We start from the raw sequence: 21,839 nt of genomic DNA on the forward strand, positions 1-21,839 counted from the left end.
TCAATAAATTTAAAAATTTCATAGCCAGGTAATTCATCGATTTCTTTTACTGTTTTTGCTAATTTTTTATCAATAATATGTCGTTCTTGTTTTTTTCCTGATTTACCAGTGTAATTGAATATTAATTCTTCTCCATCAATTGTTAAGTGTTTACTTCTCATTGTGGTGAGTCCATACGTTTCATTTTCTTTTGCATAATAGTCGCTTCCAGGTCTAAAGTAAGCGGCTTCTAATAAACGAACCATACAAGCTAACACTTTTTCTTTACTCGGCTTTTGTTTTCTAAGATGCTGGCCTGTTACACGTCTCATGTGTTCTAATTGATCTGCAAAATTTAGAATTCTATCAAATTTTTGTTTATCACGTTTTTCCCTATATTTAGTATTATAGATGTATTGTTTTCTTTCCTTATCATCTCTTCCTGTAACTAATACTTTGGCACTTTTTTTAGAGGTAATTTCAACATTTGTCCAAGCAGGAGGAATTACTAAAGATTTAAACCAATTTCTTAATTTTTTGTCTCTTACGGTTTGATTTTGATCATCAACATAAGTAAAACCTTTTCCATGTTTTTTTCTGTAATACATCTTTTTTTTTGTAATTACTAAATTATGAAAAAATGAAAATCCATTTAGAAATATTATTAACTCAAATGAAATTGTTTAAGAATGTATTTTTTTTATTGAAAGTTTGTCTCAGTCATAAGTGAATTTGTTCGTAGGATTCTTTTTAAGAATGAGAAAATTGAATGGTAGAAATAAAAAAACTGTTTGTAAAATGAATTACAAACAGTTCTATATTTTAAAAATCTAATATTAAAATTACATCGCAACCAAATCACCAGAAACATCTTTTGATGGTAATTCTGATTTTCCCATTAAATAGATATCTACTTGTCTTGCAGCTTCTCTTCCTTCAGAAATTGCCCAAACAATTAAAGATTGTCCTCTTCTCATATCACCAGCAGCAAAAATATTGGGAACATTTGTTTGATATTTTCCGTATTCAGTTTTGTAATTTGAACGAGCGTCTTTGTTGATACCTAACTTATCTGCTAAAGTACTTTCTGGACCTGTAAAACCAAGAGCAAGTAACGCTAAATCACATGGCCAAGTTTTTTCTGTCCCTTCAATTTCTATCAATTGAGGTCTTTGTCCTGGAACCATTTTCCATTCAACATTTACTGTTTTTAAAGCAGTTAACTTTCCATTTTCATCTTTTACAAATTCCTTTGTATTAATCAACCAATTACGTTCTGCACCTTCTTTATGAGAAGATGAAGTCTTTAATTGTAAAGGCCAAAAAGGCCAAGGAGTTGTTGGCGAACGATGCCCTGGAGGTTTTGGCATAATTTCAAAATTAACCACAGATTTTGCTCCATGTCTATTTGAAGTACCAATACAATCTGATCCTGTATCTCCACCACCAATTACAATTACATTTTTATCAGTAGCCATTACTTGGTCTTTCACTTCTTTACCAAATAATACTTTTGTTTGTTGTGTTAAGAAATCCATTGCTTGTACAACACCATCTGCATCAATTCCTGGAGTTGGTAAACTTCTTCTTTCAGTTGCTCCTCCACATAAAACTACAGCATCGAAACTTTTCAAATCTTCAACTTTATAATTAACACCAACATTTACATTGGTTTTAAAAATAATTCCTTCTGCTTCTAAAATGGCAATTCTTCTATCGATAATTCCTTTTTCCATTTTAAAATTCGGAATTCCATAACGTAGCAAACCACCAACTTCATCATCTCTTTCGAAAACAGTAACTGTATGACCAGCTCTATTTAATTGTTGTGCTGCTGCTAAACCTGCTGGTCCAGAACCAACAACAGCAATAGTTTTTCCTGTTCTTGATTTTGGAGGTTGTGGTTTAATCCAACCTTCTTTAAAAGCACGTTCTACAATATTTTTTTCGATATTTTCAATAGAAACAGGGTCTTCTATAATACCTAAAACACATGATTGTTCACATGGAGCAGGACATAAACGACCTGTAAATTCTGGAAAATTGTTTGTTGAATGTAATATCCAGGACGCTTTTTTCCATTCACCTTGATGAACCATGTGATTGAAATCTGGAATTAGATTTCCTAATGGACAACCACTGTGACAAAATGGAATTCCACAATCCATACAACGTGAACCTTGTTTTGTCAATTCTTTCTCTGAAAGAGGAACTGTAAACTCTTTATAATTTTTTACACGATCTTTTACAGAAGTGTATTTTTCATCTTGTCTTTCAAACTCTTTAAATCCTGTTATTTTTCCCATGACATTATGCTTTTGTTAATTCTTCGAACATTGGTTCTTCTGTTTCTAAACGTTCTAATGCTTTTTTGTATTCTGTTGGCATTACTTTTACAAAGTTTTTTAAACTTGCATCCCAATCTGCTAATAAAGAAGCACCTTTTTTACTATCTGTATATAAAACGTGTTTTTCTATTGTTGTCTTTAAATCTAATGCATCCATATCTGAAATTTCTTCAAATTCGATGGTTTCAGTATTACAAAGACCGTTTACAAATTTGTTTTCTGGATCATATACATAGGCAATTCCACCACTCATACCAGCTGCGAAATTTCTTCCTGTTTTTCCTAAAACAATTACTTTTCCACCAGTCATATATTCACAACAGTGATCTCCTACACCTTCAACAACTGTTCTTGCTCCAGAATTACGGACTGCAAAACGTTCTCCTGCAATTCCATTTATATATGCTTCACCATCAACAGCACCAAACAAACAAACATTACCAATAATGATATTGTTTTCCGCAATAAAATCTGCTTTTGCTGGTTTTTTGATGATTAATTTAGCTCCTGATAAACCTTTTCCTAAATAATCATTTGTATTTCCATCTAAAATAAATGTCAATCCATGTGCACCAAAAGCTCCGAAACTTTGTCCAGCAGAACCTGTAAAATTGATATTCAATGTATCTTCAGGCAAACCTAAATGACCATAAATTTTAGAAATTTCATTACTAACAATTGCTCCAACAGTTCTGTCTGTATTTTTTATAGGATAAGAAAGATTCATTTTTTCTTTCCTATACAAAGCTCTGTGTGAATCTTTTAAAATAGTAAAGTCTAATACGTCTTCTAAATTATGATCTTGTTGTTCTGTATTTCTTACAGGAAGATGATTATAACCAACTGGTCTATGTAAAATACTCGATAAATCTAAACCTTTTGCTTTATAATGCTTAATCGCTTTATTTGCATTTATTTTATGCGTCTGACCAACCATTTCAGCTAACGTTCTGAAACCAAGTTCTGCCATTATTTTTCTTAATTCTTCAGCAATATAATAGAAGAAATTAATTACATGTTCTGGAGTTCCTTTAAAGTTTTTACGCAATTCTTTATCTTGAGTTGCGATACCAACTGGACATGTATTTAAATGACATTTACGCATCATAATACAACCAGAAGCCACTAAAGGAGCTGTTGCAAAACCAAATTCTTCTGCACCTAATAACGCTGCAATTGCAACATCTCTACCTGTTTTCAACTGTCCATCACATTCAACAACAATTCTACTTCTTAAGTTATTCATTACTAAAGTTTGCTGTGCTTCAGATAAACCAAGTTCCCAAGGTAAACCTGCGTGTTTTAATGATGTTAAAGGAGAAGCTCCTGTTCCACCATCATAACCAGCAATTAGAACAACATCTGCTTTTGCTTTTGCAACACCTGCTGCAATTGTTCCAACACCAACTTCAGAAACTAATTTTACATTAATTCTTGCTTCACGATTTGCATTTTTTAAATCGTAGATTAATTGTGCTAAATCTTCAATTGAATAAATATCGTGATGTGGAGGAGGGGAAATCAATCCAACAAAAGGCGTTGAATTTCTCGCATTTGCAATCCAAGGTAAAACTTTGTAGCCAGGTAATTGACCACCTTCACCAGGTTTTGCACCTTGTGCCATTTTAATTTGAATTTCTCTCGCGTTTGTTAAATAGTGAGAAGTAACTCCAAATCTACCTGAAGCAACTTGTTTAATTGCAGAATTTCTACTATCACCATTTATATCTTTTTGGAAACGTTTTCTATCTTCACCACCTTCACCAGAATTAGATTTTCCACCAATTCTGTTCATTGCAATCGCTAAATTTTCGTGTGCTTCTCTGGAAATTGATCCATAAGACATGGCACCAGTTTTAAAACGTTTTACAATTTCTGTCCAAGGTTCTACTTCGTCTAAAGGAATTGGATCTAAATTATCAAACTGAAATAAACCACGAATTGTCATTAAACTTTCCGCTTGTTCGTTTATGGTTTTTGCATATACATCGTAACTTGCTTGGTCGCTTAAACGAACTGCTTGTTGTAATTTTGCAACCGTAGTTGGGTTGAATAAATGACGTTCGCCATTTCTTCTCCATCTATAATCCCCACCAATATTTAAACTTAAATTTTTATCAATTTGATTATTTGGGTATGCTTGTTTATAACGTTGGTCTATTTCTTTTTCAATTTCATATAAACCAATACCTTCTATTCTTGAAGCTGTATATGGGAAATATTTTTCTACAAATTGAGAATTAAAACCAACAATTTCGAAAATTTGAGAACCTCTATAAGAATGTAAAGTTGAGATTCCGATTTTGTTCATCACTTTTAAGATTCCTTTTCCAATTGCTTTGTTGAAATTATCGACAGCTTGTTGCTCATTCATATCAACAATAAAACCTTCTTTTACTTGCGCTCTAATAATTTCGTTTACCATATATGGGTTGATAGCACTTGCGCCATAACCAAATAAAGTAGCAAAATGATGTGGTTCACGTGGTTCTGCAGATTCAATAATAATATCGAAGAAAGAACGTTTTCTTAAACGATTTAATTGATGATTTACAAAAGAACACGCTAACAAAGCAGGAATTGGAGCAAATTCTTGATTTACACCTCTGTCTGAAAGGATGATGATATTATTTTTGTTTTGAATTGCTTTTTCAACCTGAATAATAATGTTGTCTAAAGCATCTTCTAAACCATTTAAACCTTGCGCTTTTGGATATAAAATATTGATTGTTGTTGCTTTAAAGCTTTCAATATCTATACTTCTAATTTTTTCTAAATCGGCATTAGAAATAACAGGGTTTTTAATATTTAATTTTCTACACTGTCTTTCTGTAATGCTGAAAATATTTCTATCTTTTCCTAAATTTAAACTAATATCTGTTACAATTTCCTCACGAATTCCATCTAAAGGTGGGTTTGTAACTTGCGCAAATAGTTGTTTAAAATAGTTTGAAATTAATTGAGGCCTGTCAGATAAAACTGCCAAAGGAGTATCAATTCCCATAGAACCTAAAGCTTCTTTACCAACTTGTGCCATTGGTGTAATTACTTCTTGAATATCTTCAAATGTGTAATTAAATAAACGCTGACGAGTTTTAATATCAATCGTTTCAATTGGGCAAGTATCGCCAGTATAAGGAACATCTTTTAAATGCAAACGCGTTTTATCTAACCATTCTTGATAAGGTCTTTCTAAAACAATTTTTGCTTTTATTTCTTCATCTTCTATAATTCTACCCTCGTTCATATCTACCAAGAACATTTTTCCTGGCTCTAATCTACCGTGTTTTTTTACGTCTTCTGGAGCGATATCAACCACACCAATTTCAGATGACATAATTAACTTTCCGCTTTTTGTAACGGTATATCTTGAGGGTCTTAAACCATTTCTATCTAATAAAGCACCAATGTAATCTCCATCTGTAAAAGGAACAGAAGCAGGACCATCCCAAGGTTCCATAATACAACTGTTGTATTCGTAAAAAGCTTTACGCTCCTTAGACATAGTTTTATGTTTTTCCCAAGCTTCAGGAATCATCATCATCATAATTTCTGGTAATGAACGACCTGTGTGTGTTAATAATTCTACCACCATATCCATTGAAGCAGAATCTGATTTTCCTGGTAAAATAATTGGGAATAATTCTTCGATTTGAGGGCCAAAAACATCACTTTTCATGATTTCTTCACGCACACGCATTCTACTTACGTTTCCACGTAAAGTATTAATTTCTCCATTCTGACACATGTGTCTAAATGGTTGTGCCAATTCCCAAGTTGGCATTGTATTGGTTGAAAAACGTTGGTGAACTAACGCTAAACGAGTTACTAAATCTAATTCTTGAAGATCTTTATAATAAGGTCCAATATCTTCAGGCATAATAATACCTTTATATATAATGGTTGTTATCGATAAACTTGAAACGTAAAAATAACCGCATTCAGAAGTTTTAGATTGTCTTATTTTATGTTCTGCTATTTTACGAGCAGCATATAATTTTGCTTTAAAAGTAGCTTCATCTTCGTCTTCACTTTTAGCAACAAAAATTTGCTCGATATTTGGTTCGGAAGCCAAAGCGATTGGTCCTAATTGAGTAGAATCTACAGGAACATCTCTCCATCCTAAAATAGAAAGTCCCTGTGCTTTTATTTCGTTTTCAAACGTAGATTTACAAAATATATATTGATTCTTTGCTTTAGGCAAGAAAACCATTCCAACAGCATATTCTCTTTGTTCAGGAAGTGAAAAATCACAAACTCTTTGAAAATATTTGTGTGGAATATCTATCAATAAACCAGCCCCATCTCCTGTTTTTCCATCTGAACTAACACCACCTCTATGTTCTAATTTCACTAAAATCTCTAAAGCATCGTGAATTATCTGATTTGTCTTCTCTCCATTTAAATTACAGATAAATCCTGCACCGCAATTTTCGTGTTCAAACTCTGGTAAATATAAGCCTTGTTTCTCCATATTATATTGAATTATATCCGCTAATTTATATTTTTTATTAGGAAAAACGTACTGTTTATGTGCTTTTAATATAATTTTTATGATGAAAATAATATTTTGCTATAAATAATTCAGTTATAGCAATTAAACCTTTTTATTTTGAGAAAATGATAATAATCAGGAAAACCTGCAAATCAGTAAAGATTTGCAGGTAAAATAAGTGTTATATTATTGATTAATGTTCGTTTAAACGGAAGTCTGGATAAGCATCCATACCATGTTCATGAGCATCTAATCCTTCTAATTCTTCTTTTTCACTAACACGTATTCCCATTGTTTTCTTTAATGTAAATATGATAATAAATGAAGTTGCTAAACAGAAAACTGCGTAAGATGCAACACCAATTAATTGGCTTAAAAATTGTGCACCACTTGCCAAGTTTCCGAAAATTCCAATGGCTAAAGTTCCCCAAATTCCACAGATTAAATGAACAGCTATTGCACCAACTGGATCATCTAATTTTAATTTATCTATTAAGCTAACTGCAAATACAATTAATGCCCCAGCAATTCCTCCAATTAAGATTGCATCTGTTGGTGACATTTGATCTGCACCAGCAGTAATACCAACTAAACCACCTAATATTCCGTTTAAGAACATTGTTAAGTCTAAATTTTTATACATAATTGTAGATACCAATGCAGCAACAACTCCACCAGCTGCAGCAGCTAAACATGTTGTAACTAAAGTTAAAGAAGTTAATGTTGGGTCTGCAGATAAAACTGAACCACCATTAAAACCAAACCAACCTAACCAAAGGATTAAAACTCCAGCAGTTGCTAATGGAATATTGTGTCCAGGTATTGCTTGTATTTTTCCGTTTTTGAATTTCCCGATTCTAGAACCTAGTAAACAAATAGCAACTAAAGCTGCCCATCCACCAACAGAGTGTACTAATGTTGAACCTGCAAAATCGTAAAAAGGAGTTGATAATTGATCTAAAAATCCTCCACCCCATTTCCAAGAACCTGCAATTGGGTAAACGAATCCTACATAAAGTACTGTGAAAATCATAAAAGGTCCAATTTTCATTCTTTCAGCAACTGCTCCAGAAACAATTGTTGCAGCGGTTGCAGCAAACATTCCTTGGAATAAGAAATCTGTCCAAAATGTATAACCTTCATTATAAGCTAAATCTAAAGCTCCATCAGCATTTAATGGAGAAGAAAGTCCGAATACGAAATCTCCTAAATATCCAGCTGAATTTGCTCCCCAAGCTGGGTACATTAAGTTGAAACCAACTAATGCGTATAGTAATAAACCAACAGTTATAATAAAGATGTTCTTAAATAAAATATTGATTGTATTTTTTTGTCTCGTTAAACCGATTTCTAAAAATGCAAAACCTAAATGCATAAAGAAAACCAGTGCTGTACAGATCATCATCCATACGTTATTTATTGTAAGTAATTCCATAATAAAATTTTGTAATAGTTTAGTTTAAAGTTTCTCCTCCTTTTTCTCCGGTTCTAATTCTGTATGCTTCATTAATGTCGCTTACAAAAATTTTACCATCTCCAACTTCACCTGTAGAAGCAGCAGTTATTATTGTATTAATGGTAATTTTCTCGAAATTATCATTTACAACAATTGCTATATGTCTTCTTTGAATGTCGCTTGTGCTGTAGCTTACACCTCTGTAAACATGTCCTTCTTGTTCGTTACCTAAACCAGTTACGTCCCAATAAGAAAAGAAATTAACACCTACTTCATGTAATGCATCTCTTACTGCACTAAATTTTGATTTTCTGATAATTGCTTCTATTTTTTTCATTTTGATAAATATTAGTTAGTTAAATTATTAGAAAGAGTAAACAGCAGCTAAAGTTGCTCCAGTTACATTGTCTTTTCCAAAGAAAGTTACGTCTTTAGAAGTGTCATATCTTACTTCTGCAATTATTTTTAGGCTTTCAGTTAATGTTTTGTTAGCAGAAAGTGTGTATGCAGATTGACTAGCATCTCCTGCTCCAGAAGTTGTTGTGAAAAATTCAGGTCTTAATCCTAAAGAGAAAGTTTCTGAAAATGCATTTTGCAAGTATAATGCTATACCTTGGTAACCTGCATCTGCGTCACTTGAGTTTGCATAAGCAGCATTTATTCCTAAATAAAAATTATCAGTTAAGTCAAAGCCACCTGTATAATCTAAATATAATACATCTGTAAAACCAAAACCATCTGCACCGTATGCAAGGTTAAAGTATTGACCTTTGTAACCTGCTTGAAAACCTAATTGATAATCTGTAGTCGGGTTAGATCCTGCTGTGATTCCATGAGGATTTGTAACAGCTAACATAAAAGATAAATCTTCAGAAGCTGCATAGTCTACCTTTAAACCAGTGTGAGAAAAAGGCCCTGCATTAAATAAGTAAGAAACAGAATAGTTAAAGTTTCCTGTTGGAGAAATCACTTCATACCCATAAAAAGTATTAAACTGACCTAAAGTTAAAGTAACTTTTTCTGATGCCTTATAATAAGCATATAGTTGATTAATTGCTCCAGCATATGCATTTGCTGCATTTGCTCTTGGTCCGTAAGCTAAATCAGCAACAACTCCTGCTTTTCCTTTTTCATAAGTAAAAACAGTATTCGCCATACCTAAACCAAACCCGTTAGCAGGTACATCAGATAAGATTCCTACTGAACCTAATGAGTTTTTTGATAAATTACTTGAATAATAAGTGTCTACGCTTCCACTTAAAGTAAAAGTTCCTTTGTCTTCTTTTTCCTGTCCAGTTATTATTAAACTACTTGCTAATAATAAAGTAAAAATAATTTTCTTCATAATAATCGTTCTTTTAGTTATGTTTTTTTTTGTTGAACGGGTCAAATGTAGATATTAAAATTAAATAAACAAGGGGGTGTGTTTTTTAAAATCAACTATTTTTATATTGTACCCTCAAAAAATAGGGGGTAAAAATAATAATACTTCATTTTTGAATTTTTGAGGTGTCAAAATTATAAGGTTTGAGAAATTATGTTGTGTAATTTTATGATATTGATAAAAATGTACTTTTCGAAAAAAAAGTTCATTTTGTTGTATTTTTGAAGGATGAAATACCCATTTTCTTACATTATTAAGCTTCAGTTTCTTGGATTTAGATTTTCTGGTTGGCAAAAACAGACAAATGCGAAGACTTTGCATGATATGGTTGATAAAACCATTTCTTTTGTAATTGAAAAAGGAACTTATAAAACAATAGGGGTTGGTAGAACAGATGCAAAAGTATCTGCAAATTGTTATTATTTACAGCTTTTTACAGTTGATGAATTTGAAGAAGATGAATTTTTAAGTTCTTTAAACTCAAACTTTTCTGCTGATTTTAGAGCGCTTTCTATTAATAAGGTTGAAAGAAAATACAATATTATTAATGTTCCTAAAGTAAAGGAGTATCATTATTACTTTGCTTTTGGTGAGAAAAGTCACCCTTTTTCTGCGCCTTTTATGGTTTCTTTAGAAGAAGATTTAGATATTGAAACCATGCAAAGAGCTGCAAAATTCTTTGAGGGAGAGCATTATTTTCATAAATATTGCACAAAACCATCAGAAAACACAATTCTTAAAAGAACGATTGATTCTTGCGAAATTGTAAAAAATGATATTTTAACGGCTAATTTCTTTCCTGAAAAAAGTTATGTTTTAAAAGTAAAGGGAAAAGGGTTTTTAAGATATCAGATTCGTTTAATGATGGCTACTTTTTTTGAAGTCGGAAAAGGAAATTTCGATTTAAACTTTATTGAAGCTTCTTTAAAAGAAGATAATGATAGAATGTTTATGCGAAATATTGCACCTTCTTCTGGTTTGCAATTATTTGACATCCAATTAGAAGATTAGCTAATAGACAAGCCTGCGCAAAGGATTGTAGCAATTGTTTGAGCTCTTTTTTGTATTTCACAAAAAAAGCGAGTGCGAAAAGCCTGACCTGAAAGGTTGCGCCCAAAAGAAAAATCCACCTTTTAAAAAGATGGATTTTTATATCTTATATATAATGAGTAGTTTATCCTTTGATAACGCCTCTCGAAATTACGATTTTTTGAATCTCTGATGTTCCTTCATAAATCTGTGTAATTTTTGCATCTCGCATTAGACGTTCTACATGATATTCTTTTACGAAACCATTTCCACCATGAATTTGAACAGCTTCTACAGTTTGTTCCATGGCAACTTTAGATGCGTATAATTTTGCCATAGCAGAAGACATGTCGTAATTATTACCTTGGTCTTTGTCCCAGGCAGCTTTCATTACCAGCATTCTTGCAGCTTCAATTTCTGTGTACATGTCTGCCAATTTAAAAGCAATTGCTTGATGATTACAAATTTCTGTACCAAAGGCTTTACGTTCTTTCGAATATTTTAAAGCCAACTCATAACCTCCAGCAGCGATTCCTAAAGCTTGTGCTGCAATACCAATTCTACCACCAGAAAGTGTTTTCATTGCGAATTTAAAACCAAATCCATCTTCGCCAATTCTATTTTCTTTAGGCACCTTTACATCGTTAAATTGTAAAGTGTGTGTGTCTGAACCACGAATTCCTAATTTGTCTTCTTTAGGACCAACGTGAAAACCTTCTGTTCCTTTTTCTACAATAAAAGCATTAATTCCTCTGTGTCCTTTTGCTCTATCTGTTTGCGCAATTACTAAATAAACATCTGCTCTTCCGCCACTTGTAATCCAGTTTTTTGTTCCGTTAATTACATAATGGTCGCCTTTGTCTTCTGCAGTTGTTGCTTGCGAAGTAGCGTCTGAACCAGCTTCTGGTTCACTTAAACAAAATGCACCTACAAATTCTCCTGTTGCTAATTTTGTTAAATATTTTTGTTTTTGTTCTTCGGAAGCGTAAGCTTCTAATCCGTAACAAACCAATGAATTGTTTACAGAAACAATTACTGAAGCAGAAGCATCAATTTTAGAAAGTTCTTCCATAATTAATACATAAGAAATGGCATCCATTCCACTTCCTCCGTATTTTGGATCTACCATAATTCCTAAAAAGCCTAAATCTCCCATTTTTTTAACTAATTCTTGTGGAAATTCTTGCTTGTTATCTCTTTCAATAACTCCTGGTAATAATTCTGTTTGTGCAAAATCTCTTGCAGCATCGCGAATCATTATATGTTCTTCTGTTAAACTAAAATCCATTGTATATATATTGTTATATTCGTAATTTAAGAGTGTAAAGATATCGATTTCGTAACATATTTTCAATAGACTTTTATTATTTTTACAGATATGAATAAAAAAGAGGTTTTTTCAATAGGAGTAATGTCTGGAACGTCATTGGATGGAGTGGATTTAGTCTATGTGAAGTTTGAAAAGGATAATTACAGCGATTTTGAGATTTTACATGCTACAACAATTCCATATTCGTTAGAATGGAAGCAATTTTTGCAAAATGCAATACATTCTTCAGAAAAAGAATTAGAAGATTTAGATATTGTTTACGGAAAGTATTTAGGTGGAATTATAAATAATTTCATTTCTAATTTTAAAATTGAAAATATAGATTTTATTGCTTCTCATGGGCATACAATTTTGCATCAACCAGAAAAAGGAATCACATTACAGGTTGGTTCTGGTAAAGAAATTTCAAAAATTACAAAACAAAAAGTAGTTTACGATTTTAGAACACAAGATGTTAAATTAGGTGGACAAGGAGCGCCATTAGTCCCTATAGGAGATGAGTTATTGTTTTCTGAATATGATTATTGCTTAAACCTTGGAGGATTTGCAAATATCTCTTACAAACAAGATGATAAAAGAATTGCTTTCGATATTTGTCCTGTTAATATTGTGTTGAATAAATACGCACAACAATTAGGTTTTGACTATGATGATAAAGGAAAAATAGCTTCTAATGGAACTTTTTTAATGCAATTAGAAGCAGATTTAAGAATGTTGGAATTTTACAAAGAAAAACCACCAAAATCTTTAGGGTTGGAATGGGTTCAAAAAGAAATTTTTCCAAGATTAGAATCATCCACAAGAAAACCAGAAGATTTATTAAGAACATTTACAGATCACATTGCTTGGGCTATCACAAAAGTGATTACAAAAGATGCTAAAGTTTTGGTTACTGGAGGTGGCGCTTTTAATGAATATTTAATATCAAAAATAAAACAAATGAAAAAGGCAGAATTAATTGTGCCTTCAAAACAAATAATCAACTTTAAAGAAGCTTTAATTTTTGCTTTTTTGGGATTGTTAAAGATTGATAATCAGGTTAATTGTTTAAAGTCGGTAACTGGAGCTGAAAAAGATCATTCATCAGGTGTAATTTTTACACCATAGTTTTTAGTTTAAAAAATTTATAAAATCATTTTTTTACATTAAGTTTGTAAGTAGTAGTATAGTAATAATCAAAATAAATTTTTAAAATGAATCAACTTTAACTTCTCTAATATTAAAATTAAGTAGAAAATTGCTGAAAAAGTATTATTGAAATTAAGTTGAAAACATCAAAATTTAAAAATGAAAGAATTATTAAAAAGATACGAAAATAAACAACCAGAAATCGTTTTTCATTGGAAAGACCAAGAAACGGATGCAGAAGGTTGGACGGTTATAAACTCATTAAGAGGTGGTGCTGCAGGTGGTGGAACAAGAATGAGAAAAGGTTTAGACCAAAACGAAGTAATGTCTTTGGCTAAAACAATGGAAGTGAAATTTACAGTTTCTGGGCCAGCAATTGGTGGTGCAAAATCGGGTATTAATTTCGATCCAAACGATCCAAGAAAAAGAGGTGTTTTAGAACGTTGGTACAAAGCTGTTACTCCGCTTTTAAAACATTATTATGGAACTGGAGGAGACTTGAATGTAGATGCAGATAAAGATGTAATTCCAATTACTGAAGATTGTGGTGTTTGGCATCCGCAAGAAGGAATTTTTAATGGGCATTTTAAACCAACAGAAGCAGATAAAATTAATAGAATTGGTCAATTACGTTTAGGAGTTATTAAAGTAATTGAAGACAAACAATATTCGCCAGATTTATCGAGAAAATATACAGTTGCAGATATGTTAACTGGTTATGGAGTGGCAGAAGCTGTAAAACATTATTATGATATTTATGGTGGTAGAATAGAAGGAAAACGTGCAATTGTACAAGGTTTTGGAAATGTAGGTTCTGCAGCAGCTTATTATTTAACGCAGTTAGGCGCAAAAGTTGTTGGAATAATAGATAGACAAGGTGGAGTAATTAATGAGAAAGGTTTCACTAAAAATGAGATGACAGAATTGTTTTTATCGAAAGATGGAAATCAGTTGTCAACAAAAAATATGATTCCTTTTGAAGAAATAAATGAGAAGATTTGGAGTTTGCCCGCAGAAATTTTTGTTCCTGCTGCAGCTTCAAGATTGGTTTCTCAAAATCAGGTGCAACAAATGATAGATACTGGATTGGAAGTAATTTCTCCAGGAGCAAATGTGCCTTTTGCAGATAAAGAAATTTTCTTTGGGCCAATTATGGAATATACAGATAGTCATTTAAGTTTGTTACCAGATTTTATATCCAACTGTGGAATTGCCAGGGTTTTTGCATATTTAATGGAAGCAAGAGTGACATTACCAATGCAAGACAAAGCAATTTTTGATGATACATCGAATATCATTAAAAAAGCCCTGCAAAAGACATTCGCCAAAAGTGCATCAAAAACAAATATATGCTCAACAGCATTCGAAATAGCATTAAAACAATTAATATAAACTAAATTAAAAGTATGGAATCAATAATTATAATCGTATTCGTAATGGGGTATTTAGCCATTACATTAGAGCACAACATAAAATTAGATAAGTTAATACCGGCCTTAATTATGATGGCTGTTTGTTGGGCTTTGGTTGCACTTGGTGTAGATAATTTTACAACTTGGTTCGATTCCAGTAAACATGCTTTAGTAGAAGGTTTTGGCAGTATGGTTCATGATGATAAATTGCATTTAGTTGAAGAAACTTTATTGCATCATCTTGGGAAAACTGCAGAGATATTAGTGTTCTTATTAGGAGCAATGACAATTGTAGAAATTATTGATTATTTCGATGGTTTTTCAACCATTAAAAGCTTTATAAAAACAAAAAAGAAGACAAAAATCTTATGGATTTTTTCAATCTTGGCTTTTATTTTATCAGCAATTATAGATAATTTAACAGCAACAATTGTATTAATTTCTATACTTCAGAAAATTGTTAAAAATAGAGACGAAAGAATCTGGTTTGCAGGTTTAATTATTATCGCCGCAAACGCAGGTGGAGCTTGGTCGCCAATTGGAGACGTTACTACAACAATGCTTTGGATTGGTAAAAAAGTAACTACTTTAAAATTGATAGAGTATTTATTACTACCTTCTTTATTATGTATGATAGTTCCAGCATTTATTGCTTCTTTCTTACCAGCTTTTAAAGGAGAAATAGATTTTGAAGAAGAGGCAGATAAGCCAAAAAGTCCACATAGTGGAAGAATGTTATATTTAGGTTTAGGAGCTATTGTTTTTGTACCAATATTTAAAACAATTACACATTTACCACCTTATGTTGGTATGATGTTATCTTTAGCAGTTGTAGCAACATTTGCAGAGATTTATAGTAACTCTAAATTCTCAATTTCAAGTGTAGAAGGAGAAGAAGCAGAAGAGCATGCTTTGGGAGCACATCACAGTCCTGTACATGCATCATTATCTAAAATTGAAATGCCAAGTATTTTATTCTTCTTGGGAATTTTAATGGCAGTTGCTGCATTAGAATCATTAGGAATTTTATTCAATTTTGCATCTACTTTACAAGAAACAATACCAATGATGGGTACAGAAATGCATACTGCAGGAACTGCTGGAGTATCAGATTTAGTAGTTATGTTATTAGGAGTTGGTTCTGCTGTAATAGATAATGTGCCTTTAGTTGCAGCGAGTTTAGGAATGTTTTCTGAACCAATTGACAACGAATTATGGCATTTTATTGCATTTTCTGCTGGAACAGGAGGTTCTATGTTAATTATTGGTTCTGCTGCTGGTGTTGTAGCAATGGGAATGGAAAAAATAGATTTCTTCTGGTATTTCAAAAAAATATCTTGGCTGGCTTTAATCGGTTTTGTTGTTGGTTCTGCAACGTTTATGATTACAAGAACACTATTTTAATTAGATAAAAATAAATTTAAAAATGTCATTTCATCTTTCTTTTGAAATGACATTTTTTATGTGATATAAATTGATTCGTAAAATGAAACAATTTTAAAAAAGATTCCTCGTTAATATAAAGAACATAAAAAAATATTCATGTTATCATTTTTTCAAGAAAATAAAGAATTGTTAGAAGAAACAGTTTCTGAAGAAAAAACATTATCCATCTACAAATTAATTATGGATGGTGGTTTAGGAGGGCAAATAATAATCGCCATACTTTTTGTTTTATTAGCAGTCGCTATTTATATTTATTTCGAACGATTTTTTGCAATCAAAGCCGCTTCGAAAGTCGATAAAAACTTTATGAATCAGATTAAAGATTATGTTTCTAATGGAAAATTAGAATCTGCAGATGCATTGTGTAAAAGTAAAAACACACCAACTGCAAGGTTAATTGGAAAAGGAATCTCAAGAATAGGGAAACCATTAAATGATATAAGTACAGCCATTGAAACAGCAGGTAAATTAGAAGTTTATCAGCTAGAAAAAAACGTAAGTGTTTTGGCAACAATTGCTGGTGCAGCACCAATGATAGGGTTTTTAGGAACCGTAATTGGAATGATTGTTGCAATTCACGAAATCGCAAATGCTGGTGGACAAATAGATATAAAAATGCTTTCAGACGGATTATACACAGCAATGACAACAACTGTTGGAGGTTTAATTGTCGGAATTATTGCCTATATAACCTACAATCATTTAGTAGTTAGAACAGATAAAGTAGTCTATCAAATGGAAGCAAAATCTGTAGAGTTTTTAGATTTGTTAAACGAACCTGTATAAATAAGTTTAAGGTTTAAAGTTTAGAATTCAAAGTTTCCAGCCGAATCCTAAATCTTAAATATTGAATTTTAAATTTTGAATACGAAGTATGAATTTACGCGGAAGAAATAAAGTAGATCCAACATTCAATATGTCGTCCATGACAGATATTGTTTTCTTATTATTGATATTTTTTATGTTAACATCCACTTTGGTAACAGTAAGTGCCATTGACGTTTTGCTACCAAAAGCAGGAGGAAAAACAGAAAATAATACTTCTGTGGCTGTAACAATTACTAATAAATCGTTGTTTTATATCGATAAAACAAAGGTAAGTTCATCAGAATTAGAAAGTGCGATTTTAAATAAAGTGGGTACAGATAAAAAGAAAACGATTGTAATTAGAGGTGATAAAGATGTGCCTTATAAAAATGTAATGAAAGTAATAGATATCGCAAATAAGAACAAATTAAAAATGATTTTAGCCGTAAAAGGAGGTAAATAATTTTTTGGGCGTTTTAACGGGCTTTCATTACTCGCTTTTTTTGAGAAAAACAAAAAAGAGCTCAAACATGCCATTCAATCCCTAACGCAATTGCCTGTTTAATAAAAATGGTGTAAACTAAACAAGACAATAATTCTTTATAAAAGAGAATGAAAATATTAGAAACAAGACATAAACGTAAATCAGCAATAATAACAGCAATAATTTTAATGTTGTTGGTATTTGCAATTTTTAATTATGGAATGCAATATTTAGATCCGCCAGAAGAATATGGTTTGGCAATAAATTTTGGCGATTCTAATGTTGGAATGGGAGAACCTGTTGTAAATTCAAAAAAAACAGCACCAAAAGTTGTCGAGAAAAAAGAAGAGGTTGTAGAAGAAGTAAAGGAAACTCCGAAAGAAATAATTAAAGAAGAAATTATTACAGAAGATACCACAGAAGATGTTCCTGTTGTAGAAAAAGTAAAAGAAAAGAAGAAAGAACCAATAAAAGAAGTTGTTAAAAAAGAAGTAAAGCCCAAAGAAAAACCAAAGTTAAAACCATCGAAGGAAAATCAAGATGCGTTAAATAAATTATTAAATGGAAATTCTTCGGATGGAGAACCAAAAGGCGAAGGAGATGATAATATTGAAGGCGTAAAGGGTAAAGAAGGTGGAGACCCAACTTCCTCTAAATACTATGTAAACACAGGAAGTGGTTCAGGTGGAAATTATAATTTAGCAGGAAGAAAAGCATTATCAAAACCAAAAGAACAACCAGATTGTCAAGAAGAAGGTATAGTGGTTGTAAGAATTACTGTAGACAAAAATGGAAAAGTAATTCGTGCAATTCCTGGGGTAAAAGGTTCTACTAATACAGCTGTTTGTTTGTTAAAACCAGCAAAAGAAGCTGCTTTAAAAACAAAATGGAATTCAGACTCTAAAGCGCCTTCAAAACAAACAGGAACTATTATTTATAAGTTTTCTTTGTCTAAATAATGTTTAATTTCATTATTTTTAGCTTTTACAATATCAAAAATATAATTTTAAAAATTTATATATGAAAATAGGAATTACTTTTAGTTCATTCGATTTATTACATGCAGGTCATATTACAATGTTAGAAGACGCAAAACGTCAATGCGATTACTTAATTTGTGGGTTGCAGACAGACCCTACATTAGACAGGCCAGAAAAGAATAGACCAGTTCAGTCTGTGGTTGAACGTTATATTCAATTAAAGGGGTGTAAATTTGTAGATGAAATTGTGCCTTATGCAACAGAACAAGATTTAGAAGATGTTTTACGTTCTTTTAAGGTTGATGTAAGGATTATTGGAGAGGAATATGCAAGTAAGCAATTTACTGGTAGAAAATATTGCGAAGAAAAAGGTATAGATTTGTATTTCAATAAAAGAGAACATCGTTTTTCGAGTACTTCATTACGTAAAGAAGTTCAAGAAAAAGAAAACTTGAAAAAGAAAGATAAATAGGCTGTTTTTCTAAGTATTTTATGACTTACAAAGAAACTTTAGATTGGATGTTTGCACAACTTCCGATGTATCAAAGAGAAGGAAGAACTGCATTTAAAAAAGACTTAACCAATATTTTAGAGTTTTCCAAAGAATTAAATTTTCCAGAAAAAAAGTTTAAAACCATTCATGTTGGAGGGACCAATGGAAAAGGTTCTACAAGCCACATGTTGGCTTCTATTTTACAAGAAGCAGGCTATAAAGTCGGCTTACATACTTCTCCACATTTAAAAAATTTTACAGAAAGAATACGAATTAACGGAAAAGAAATTCCGAAGCGAAAAGTTTCCTCATTCATTAATAAAAACAAAATCTTTTTAGAAAAACAAAAATTGTCTTTTTTTGAAATGACAGTTGGTTTAGCTTTTGATTATTTCGCTAAAGAAAAAGTAGATATTGCAATTATAGAAGTTGGTTTAGGAGGTCGATTAGATTCCACAAACTTAATTACTCCAGAAGTTTCTGTAATTACAAATATAGGTTTAGATCATACGCAGTTTTTAGGGGAAACATTACCTGAAATAGCATTTGAAAAAGCCGGAATTATAAAAAACAATATTCCAGTTGTAATTGGAGAAGAACAAGAAGAAGTAAAACAAGTTTTTTTGAAAAAAACAAAAGAAACAAGTTCTGATATTTTTTTTGGTTCTGATAATAAAGAATCTTACAAAACTGATTTATTAGGTGATTATCAACAGAAAAACACAAAAACTGCTGTTGTTGCAATTCAACAACTAAAAGATTTTGTAATTTCCGAAGAAAACATCAAAAACGGATTACTAAATGTTGTAGAGAATACTAATTTAAAAGGAAGATGGCAGATTTTACAAGACCATCCCAAAGTAATTTGCGATACAGCACATAATAAAGAAGGTTTACAAATTGTTTTAAATCAGCTTAAAAAAGAAAAATATGAAAAACTTCATATTGTTTTAGGAGTAGTGTCAGATAAAAAAGTAGAAGAAATATTTCCTTTATTTCCCAAAGATGCAATTTATTATTTTTGTAAGCCAAACATCCCAAGAGGGCTTTCTGAAGAAGTTTTACAAGAAAAAGCAAAAGATTTTAACTTATTTGGAAAAAAATATTCATCAGTAGAAAAAGCATATTTTGATGCGTTAAACAATGCAAATCAACAAGATATAATTTATGTTGGAGGAAGTACATTTGTAGTTGCAGAAATAATTTAAAATAAAAGTCATTTTTATTTTGGAGATATTAAATTCTGTGTTATATTTGCACCCGCTAAGGGCAATTAGCTCAGTTGGTTCAGAGCACCTCGTTTACACCGAGGGGGTCGGGGGTTCGAATCCCTCATTGCCCACCAAGTAAAACCTCAACAGAAATGTTGAGGTTTTTTGTTTTTATATACTTAAGAATAATTGGTTTTTGTAAATTTGATTTTTACAGAGGTAATAATTTAAGTTAACTTTGGGTTTTGAAAAGTTGTATAATGAAAGAAAGTAATTATTTTTCACATAAAACAGCAATTATTGATGATGATTGTAAAATTGGTAGTGGAACTAAAATTTGGCACTTTTCTCATATAATGTCTAATTGTATTATAGGTGAAAGTTGTAATATCGGTCAGAATGTAGTTGTTTCTCCAGAAGTTGTTTTGGGAAACAATGTGAAAGTGCAAAATAACGTTTCTATATATACAGGTGTAATTTGCGAAGATGATGTCTTTCTTGGGCCGTCTATGGTGTTTACAAACGTAGTTAATCCGAGAAGTGCTATAATTAGGAAAAATCAATATTTAAAAACAATTGTTAAAAAGGGAGCTACCATTGGTGCGAACGCGACAATTGTTTGTGGAAATACAATTGGTGAGTATTCATTTATTGGAGCAGGAAGTGTAGTTACAAAGGAAGTGCCTAATTACGCGCTAGTTGTTGGAAATCCATCAAAACAAATAGGTTGGGTTGGTGAATATGGTCATAAATTAGACTTTAATGAAAATAACGTAGCTATATGTAAGGAAAGTAAGCAGGAGTATAAGTTAGAAGGCAATGTATTAAGAAGAATAGAGTAATTGCTTTTAAGTTTTAATATATAATTAAAAAAATGAATATAAACCTTTCTCAAAAAAAGATCCTTGTTACAGGTGGTGCAGGTTTTATAGGTTCTAATTTATGTGAAGAATTATTAAGGAGGAATAATACTGTAGTCTGTCTTGATAATTTTTCAACTGGAAAAAGAGAAAACCTCTCTGAGGTAATTAATAATTCAAGTTTTATTTTAATAGAAGGAGATATTAGAAATTTAGAAGATTGTTTAAAAGCAACTAAAGGCGCTGATTATGTTTTACATCAAGCTGCACTTGGTTCTGTACCTAGATCAATTAAAGATCCTGTAGCCTCTAACGATGTAAATATTAATGGGTTTTTAAATATGTTGGTAGCTTCTAGAGATAACGATGTTAAGCGTTTTGTATATGCTGCAAGTTCATCAACCTATGGGGATTCTGAAGATTTACCTAAAATAGAAGATAAAATAGGAAGGCCACTCTCTCCATATGCAGTTACCAAATATGTAAATGAATTATATGCAGATGTTTTTTCAAAAACGTATGGTTTAGAAACTATTGGTTTGCGATATTTTAATGTTTTTGGAAGAAAGCAAGATCCTAAGGGGGCTTATGCAGCTGTGATCCCTAAATTTGTTGCTCAATTAATGAATTTAGATTCACCAGTAATAAATGGAGATGGTAGTTATTCTAGAGATTTCACTTACATTGATAATGTAATACAAGCAAATCTTTTAAGTATTGTTGCTGATAAAAAAGCCGTAAATACCGTTTATAATGTGGCTTACGGAGATAGAAACACGTTAAATGATTTAATGAATTATTTAAAAGATATATTATTAGAGTATAATCCAAAAATTAAGAATGTTGATGTTGTTTACGGATCTAAAAGACAGGGGGACATACCGCATTCTCATGCAAGTATAGCTAAAGCTAAAAAATTATTAAAATATAATCCGGAGTTTTCTTTGCAAAAAGGATTAAACGAAGCTGTAAAATGGTATTGGAGTAATTTATAAAA

The 21,839-nt window shown here is 31.5% G+C and carries 18 protein-coding genes and 1 tRNA gene (1 of these 19 running past the window's edge); 12 read left to right on the plus strand and 7 right to left on the minus strand.

Annotated features, from left to right (window positions below; genetic code table 11):
• From H9W90_RS01085 to H9W90_RS01110, 6 genes are all read right to left on the minus strand, one after another.
• Positions 1-587, minus strand: the 5' portion of a protein-coding gene (locus tag H9W90_RS01085; protein ID WP_187482646.1) for a DNA topoisomerase IB. It extends 397 nt beyond the left edge of the window; only the first 587 of its 984 coding nucleotides appear in the window; it begins with the start codon at positions 585-587; its stop codon lies beyond the left edge, outside the window.
• 234 nt (positions 588-821) lie between these two features.
• On the minus strand, positions 822-2,285 hold the full coding sequence (locus tag H9W90_RS01090) for a glutamate synthase subunit beta (RefSeq protein WP_187482647.1): 1,464 nt from the start codon (positions 2,283-2,285) through the stop codon (positions 822-824).
• A gap of 4 nt (positions 2,286-2,289) precedes the next feature.
• Entirely contained in the window at positions 2,290-6,801 is a 4,512-nt protein-coding gene (gene gltB / locus H9W90_RS01095) for a glutamate synthase large subunit (RefSeq protein WP_187482648.1), read from the minus strand.
• Positions 6,802-7,015: 214 nt separating this feature from the next.
• On the minus strand, positions 7,016-8,257 hold the full coding sequence (locus tag H9W90_RS01100; RefSeq protein WP_187482649.1) for an ammonium transporter: 1,242 nt from the start codon (positions 8,255-8,257) through the stop codon (positions 7,016-7,018).
• Positions 8,258-8,276: 19 nt separating this feature from the next.
• A complete protein-coding gene (locus H9W90_RS01105; RefSeq protein ID WP_187482650.1) occupies positions 8,277-8,615 on the minus strand; it encodes a P-II family nitrogen regulator in 339 nt (112 codons plus the stop codon).
• 27 nt (positions 8,616-8,642) lie between these two features.
• Positions 8,643-9,623, minus strand: a complete 981-nt coding sequence (locus tag H9W90_RS01110) for an outer membrane beta-barrel protein (RefSeq protein WP_187482651.1) — start codon at positions 9,621-9,623, stop codon at positions 8,643-8,645.
• Between the two features lie 267 nt (positions 9,624-9,890).
• On the opposite strand from H9W90_RS01110, the gene H9W90_RS01115 reads away from it, so the two are divergent.
• Entirely contained in the window at positions 9,891-10,673 is a 783-nt protein-coding gene (locus H9W90_RS01115; protein WP_187482652.1) for a tRNA pseudouridine synthase A, read from the plus strand.
• Positions 10,674-10,836: 163 nt separating this feature from the next.
• On the opposite strand, the gene H9W90_RS01120 is transcribed toward H9W90_RS01115, so the two are convergent.
• Complete coding sequence (locus tag H9W90_RS01120; RefSeq protein ID WP_187482653.1) at positions 10,837-11,979, minus strand: acyl-CoA dehydrogenase; 1,143 nt, start codon at positions 11,977-11,979, stop codon at positions 10,837-10,839.
• A 90-nt stretch (positions 11,980-12,069) separates the two neighbouring features.
• On the opposite strand from H9W90_RS01120, the gene H9W90_RS01125 reads away from it, so the two are divergent.
• The 11 genes from H9W90_RS01125 (at position 12,070) to H9W90_RS01175 (ending at position 21,837) form a co-directional block, all read left to right on the plus strand.
• Positions 12,070-13,128, plus strand: a complete 1,059-nt coding sequence (locus tag H9W90_RS01125; protein ID WP_187482654.1) for an anhydro-N-acetylmuramic acid kinase — start codon at positions 12,070-12,072, stop codon at positions 13,126-13,128.
• A 180-nt stretch (positions 13,129-13,308) separates the two neighbouring features.
• Positions 13,309-14,541 carry a Glu/Leu/Phe/Val dehydrogenase dimerization domain-containing protein gene (locus H9W90_RS01130; protein ID WP_187482655.1) on the plus strand — a complete coding sequence of 411 codons (1,233 nt, stop codon included), beginning with the start codon at positions 13,309-13,311 and terminating at the stop codon, positions 14,539-14,541.
• A 14-nt stretch (positions 14,542-14,555) separates the two neighbouring features.
• A complete protein-coding gene (gene nhaD / locus H9W90_RS01135) occupies positions 14,556-15,965 on the plus strand; it encodes a sodium:proton antiporter NhaD (RefSeq protein ID WP_187482656.1) in 1,410 nt (469 codons plus the stop codon).
• 138 nt (positions 15,966-16,103) lie between these two features.
• The gene (locus H9W90_RS01140; protein WP_187482657.1) at positions 16,104-16,793 is read left to right on the plus strand and encodes a MotA/TolQ/ExbB proton channel family protein; all 690 of its coding nucleotides are present in this window, start codon (positions 16,104-16,106) and stop codon (positions 16,791-16,793) included.
• Between the two features lie 88 nt (positions 16,794-16,881).
• On the plus strand, positions 16,882-17,277 hold the full coding sequence (locus tag H9W90_RS01145) for an ExbD/TolR family protein (RefSeq protein WP_187482658.1): 396 nt from the start codon (positions 16,882-16,884) through the stop codon (positions 17,275-17,277).
• 149 nt (positions 17,278-17,426) lie between these two features.
• The gene (locus tag H9W90_RS01150) at positions 17,427-18,257 is read left to right on the plus strand and encodes an energy transducer TonB (RefSeq protein ID WP_187482659.1); all 831 of its coding nucleotides are present in this window, start codon (positions 17,427-17,429) and stop codon (positions 18,255-18,257) included.
• Between the two features lie 61 nt (positions 18,258-18,318).
• Entirely contained in the window at positions 18,319-18,750 is a 432-nt protein-coding gene (locus H9W90_RS01155) for an adenylyltransferase/cytidyltransferase family protein (protein ID WP_187482660.1), read from the plus strand.
• Between the two features lie 20 nt (positions 18,751-18,770).
• On the plus strand, positions 18,771-19,979 hold the full coding sequence (locus tag H9W90_RS01160; RefSeq protein ID WP_187482661.1) for a bifunctional folylpolyglutamate synthase/dihydrofolate synthase: 1,209 nt from the start codon (positions 18,771-18,773) through the stop codon (positions 19,977-19,979).
• A 59-nt stretch (positions 19,980-20,038) separates the two neighbouring features.
• Positions 20,039-20,116: transfer RNA gene (locus H9W90_RS01165), tRNA-Val, on the plus strand.
• A gap of 126 nt (positions 20,117-20,242) precedes the next feature.
• Entirely contained in the window at positions 20,243-20,824 is a 582-nt protein-coding gene (locus H9W90_RS01170; protein WP_187482662.1) for an acyltransferase, read from the plus strand.
• Between the two features lie 32 nt (positions 20,825-20,856).
• Positions 20,857-21,837, plus strand: a complete 981-nt coding sequence (locus H9W90_RS01175) for an SDR family oxidoreductase (RefSeq protein ID WP_187482663.1) — start codon at positions 20,857-20,859, stop codon at positions 21,835-21,837.
• Positions 21,838-21,839: the final 2 nt, after the last annotated feature.

Origin of the sequence: Polaribacter pectinis, from assembly GCF_014352875.1 — a bacterium.
Classification (GTDB): domain Bacteria; phylum Bacteroidota; class Bacteroidia; order Flavobacteriales; family Flavobacteriaceae; genus Polaribacter; species Polaribacter pectinis.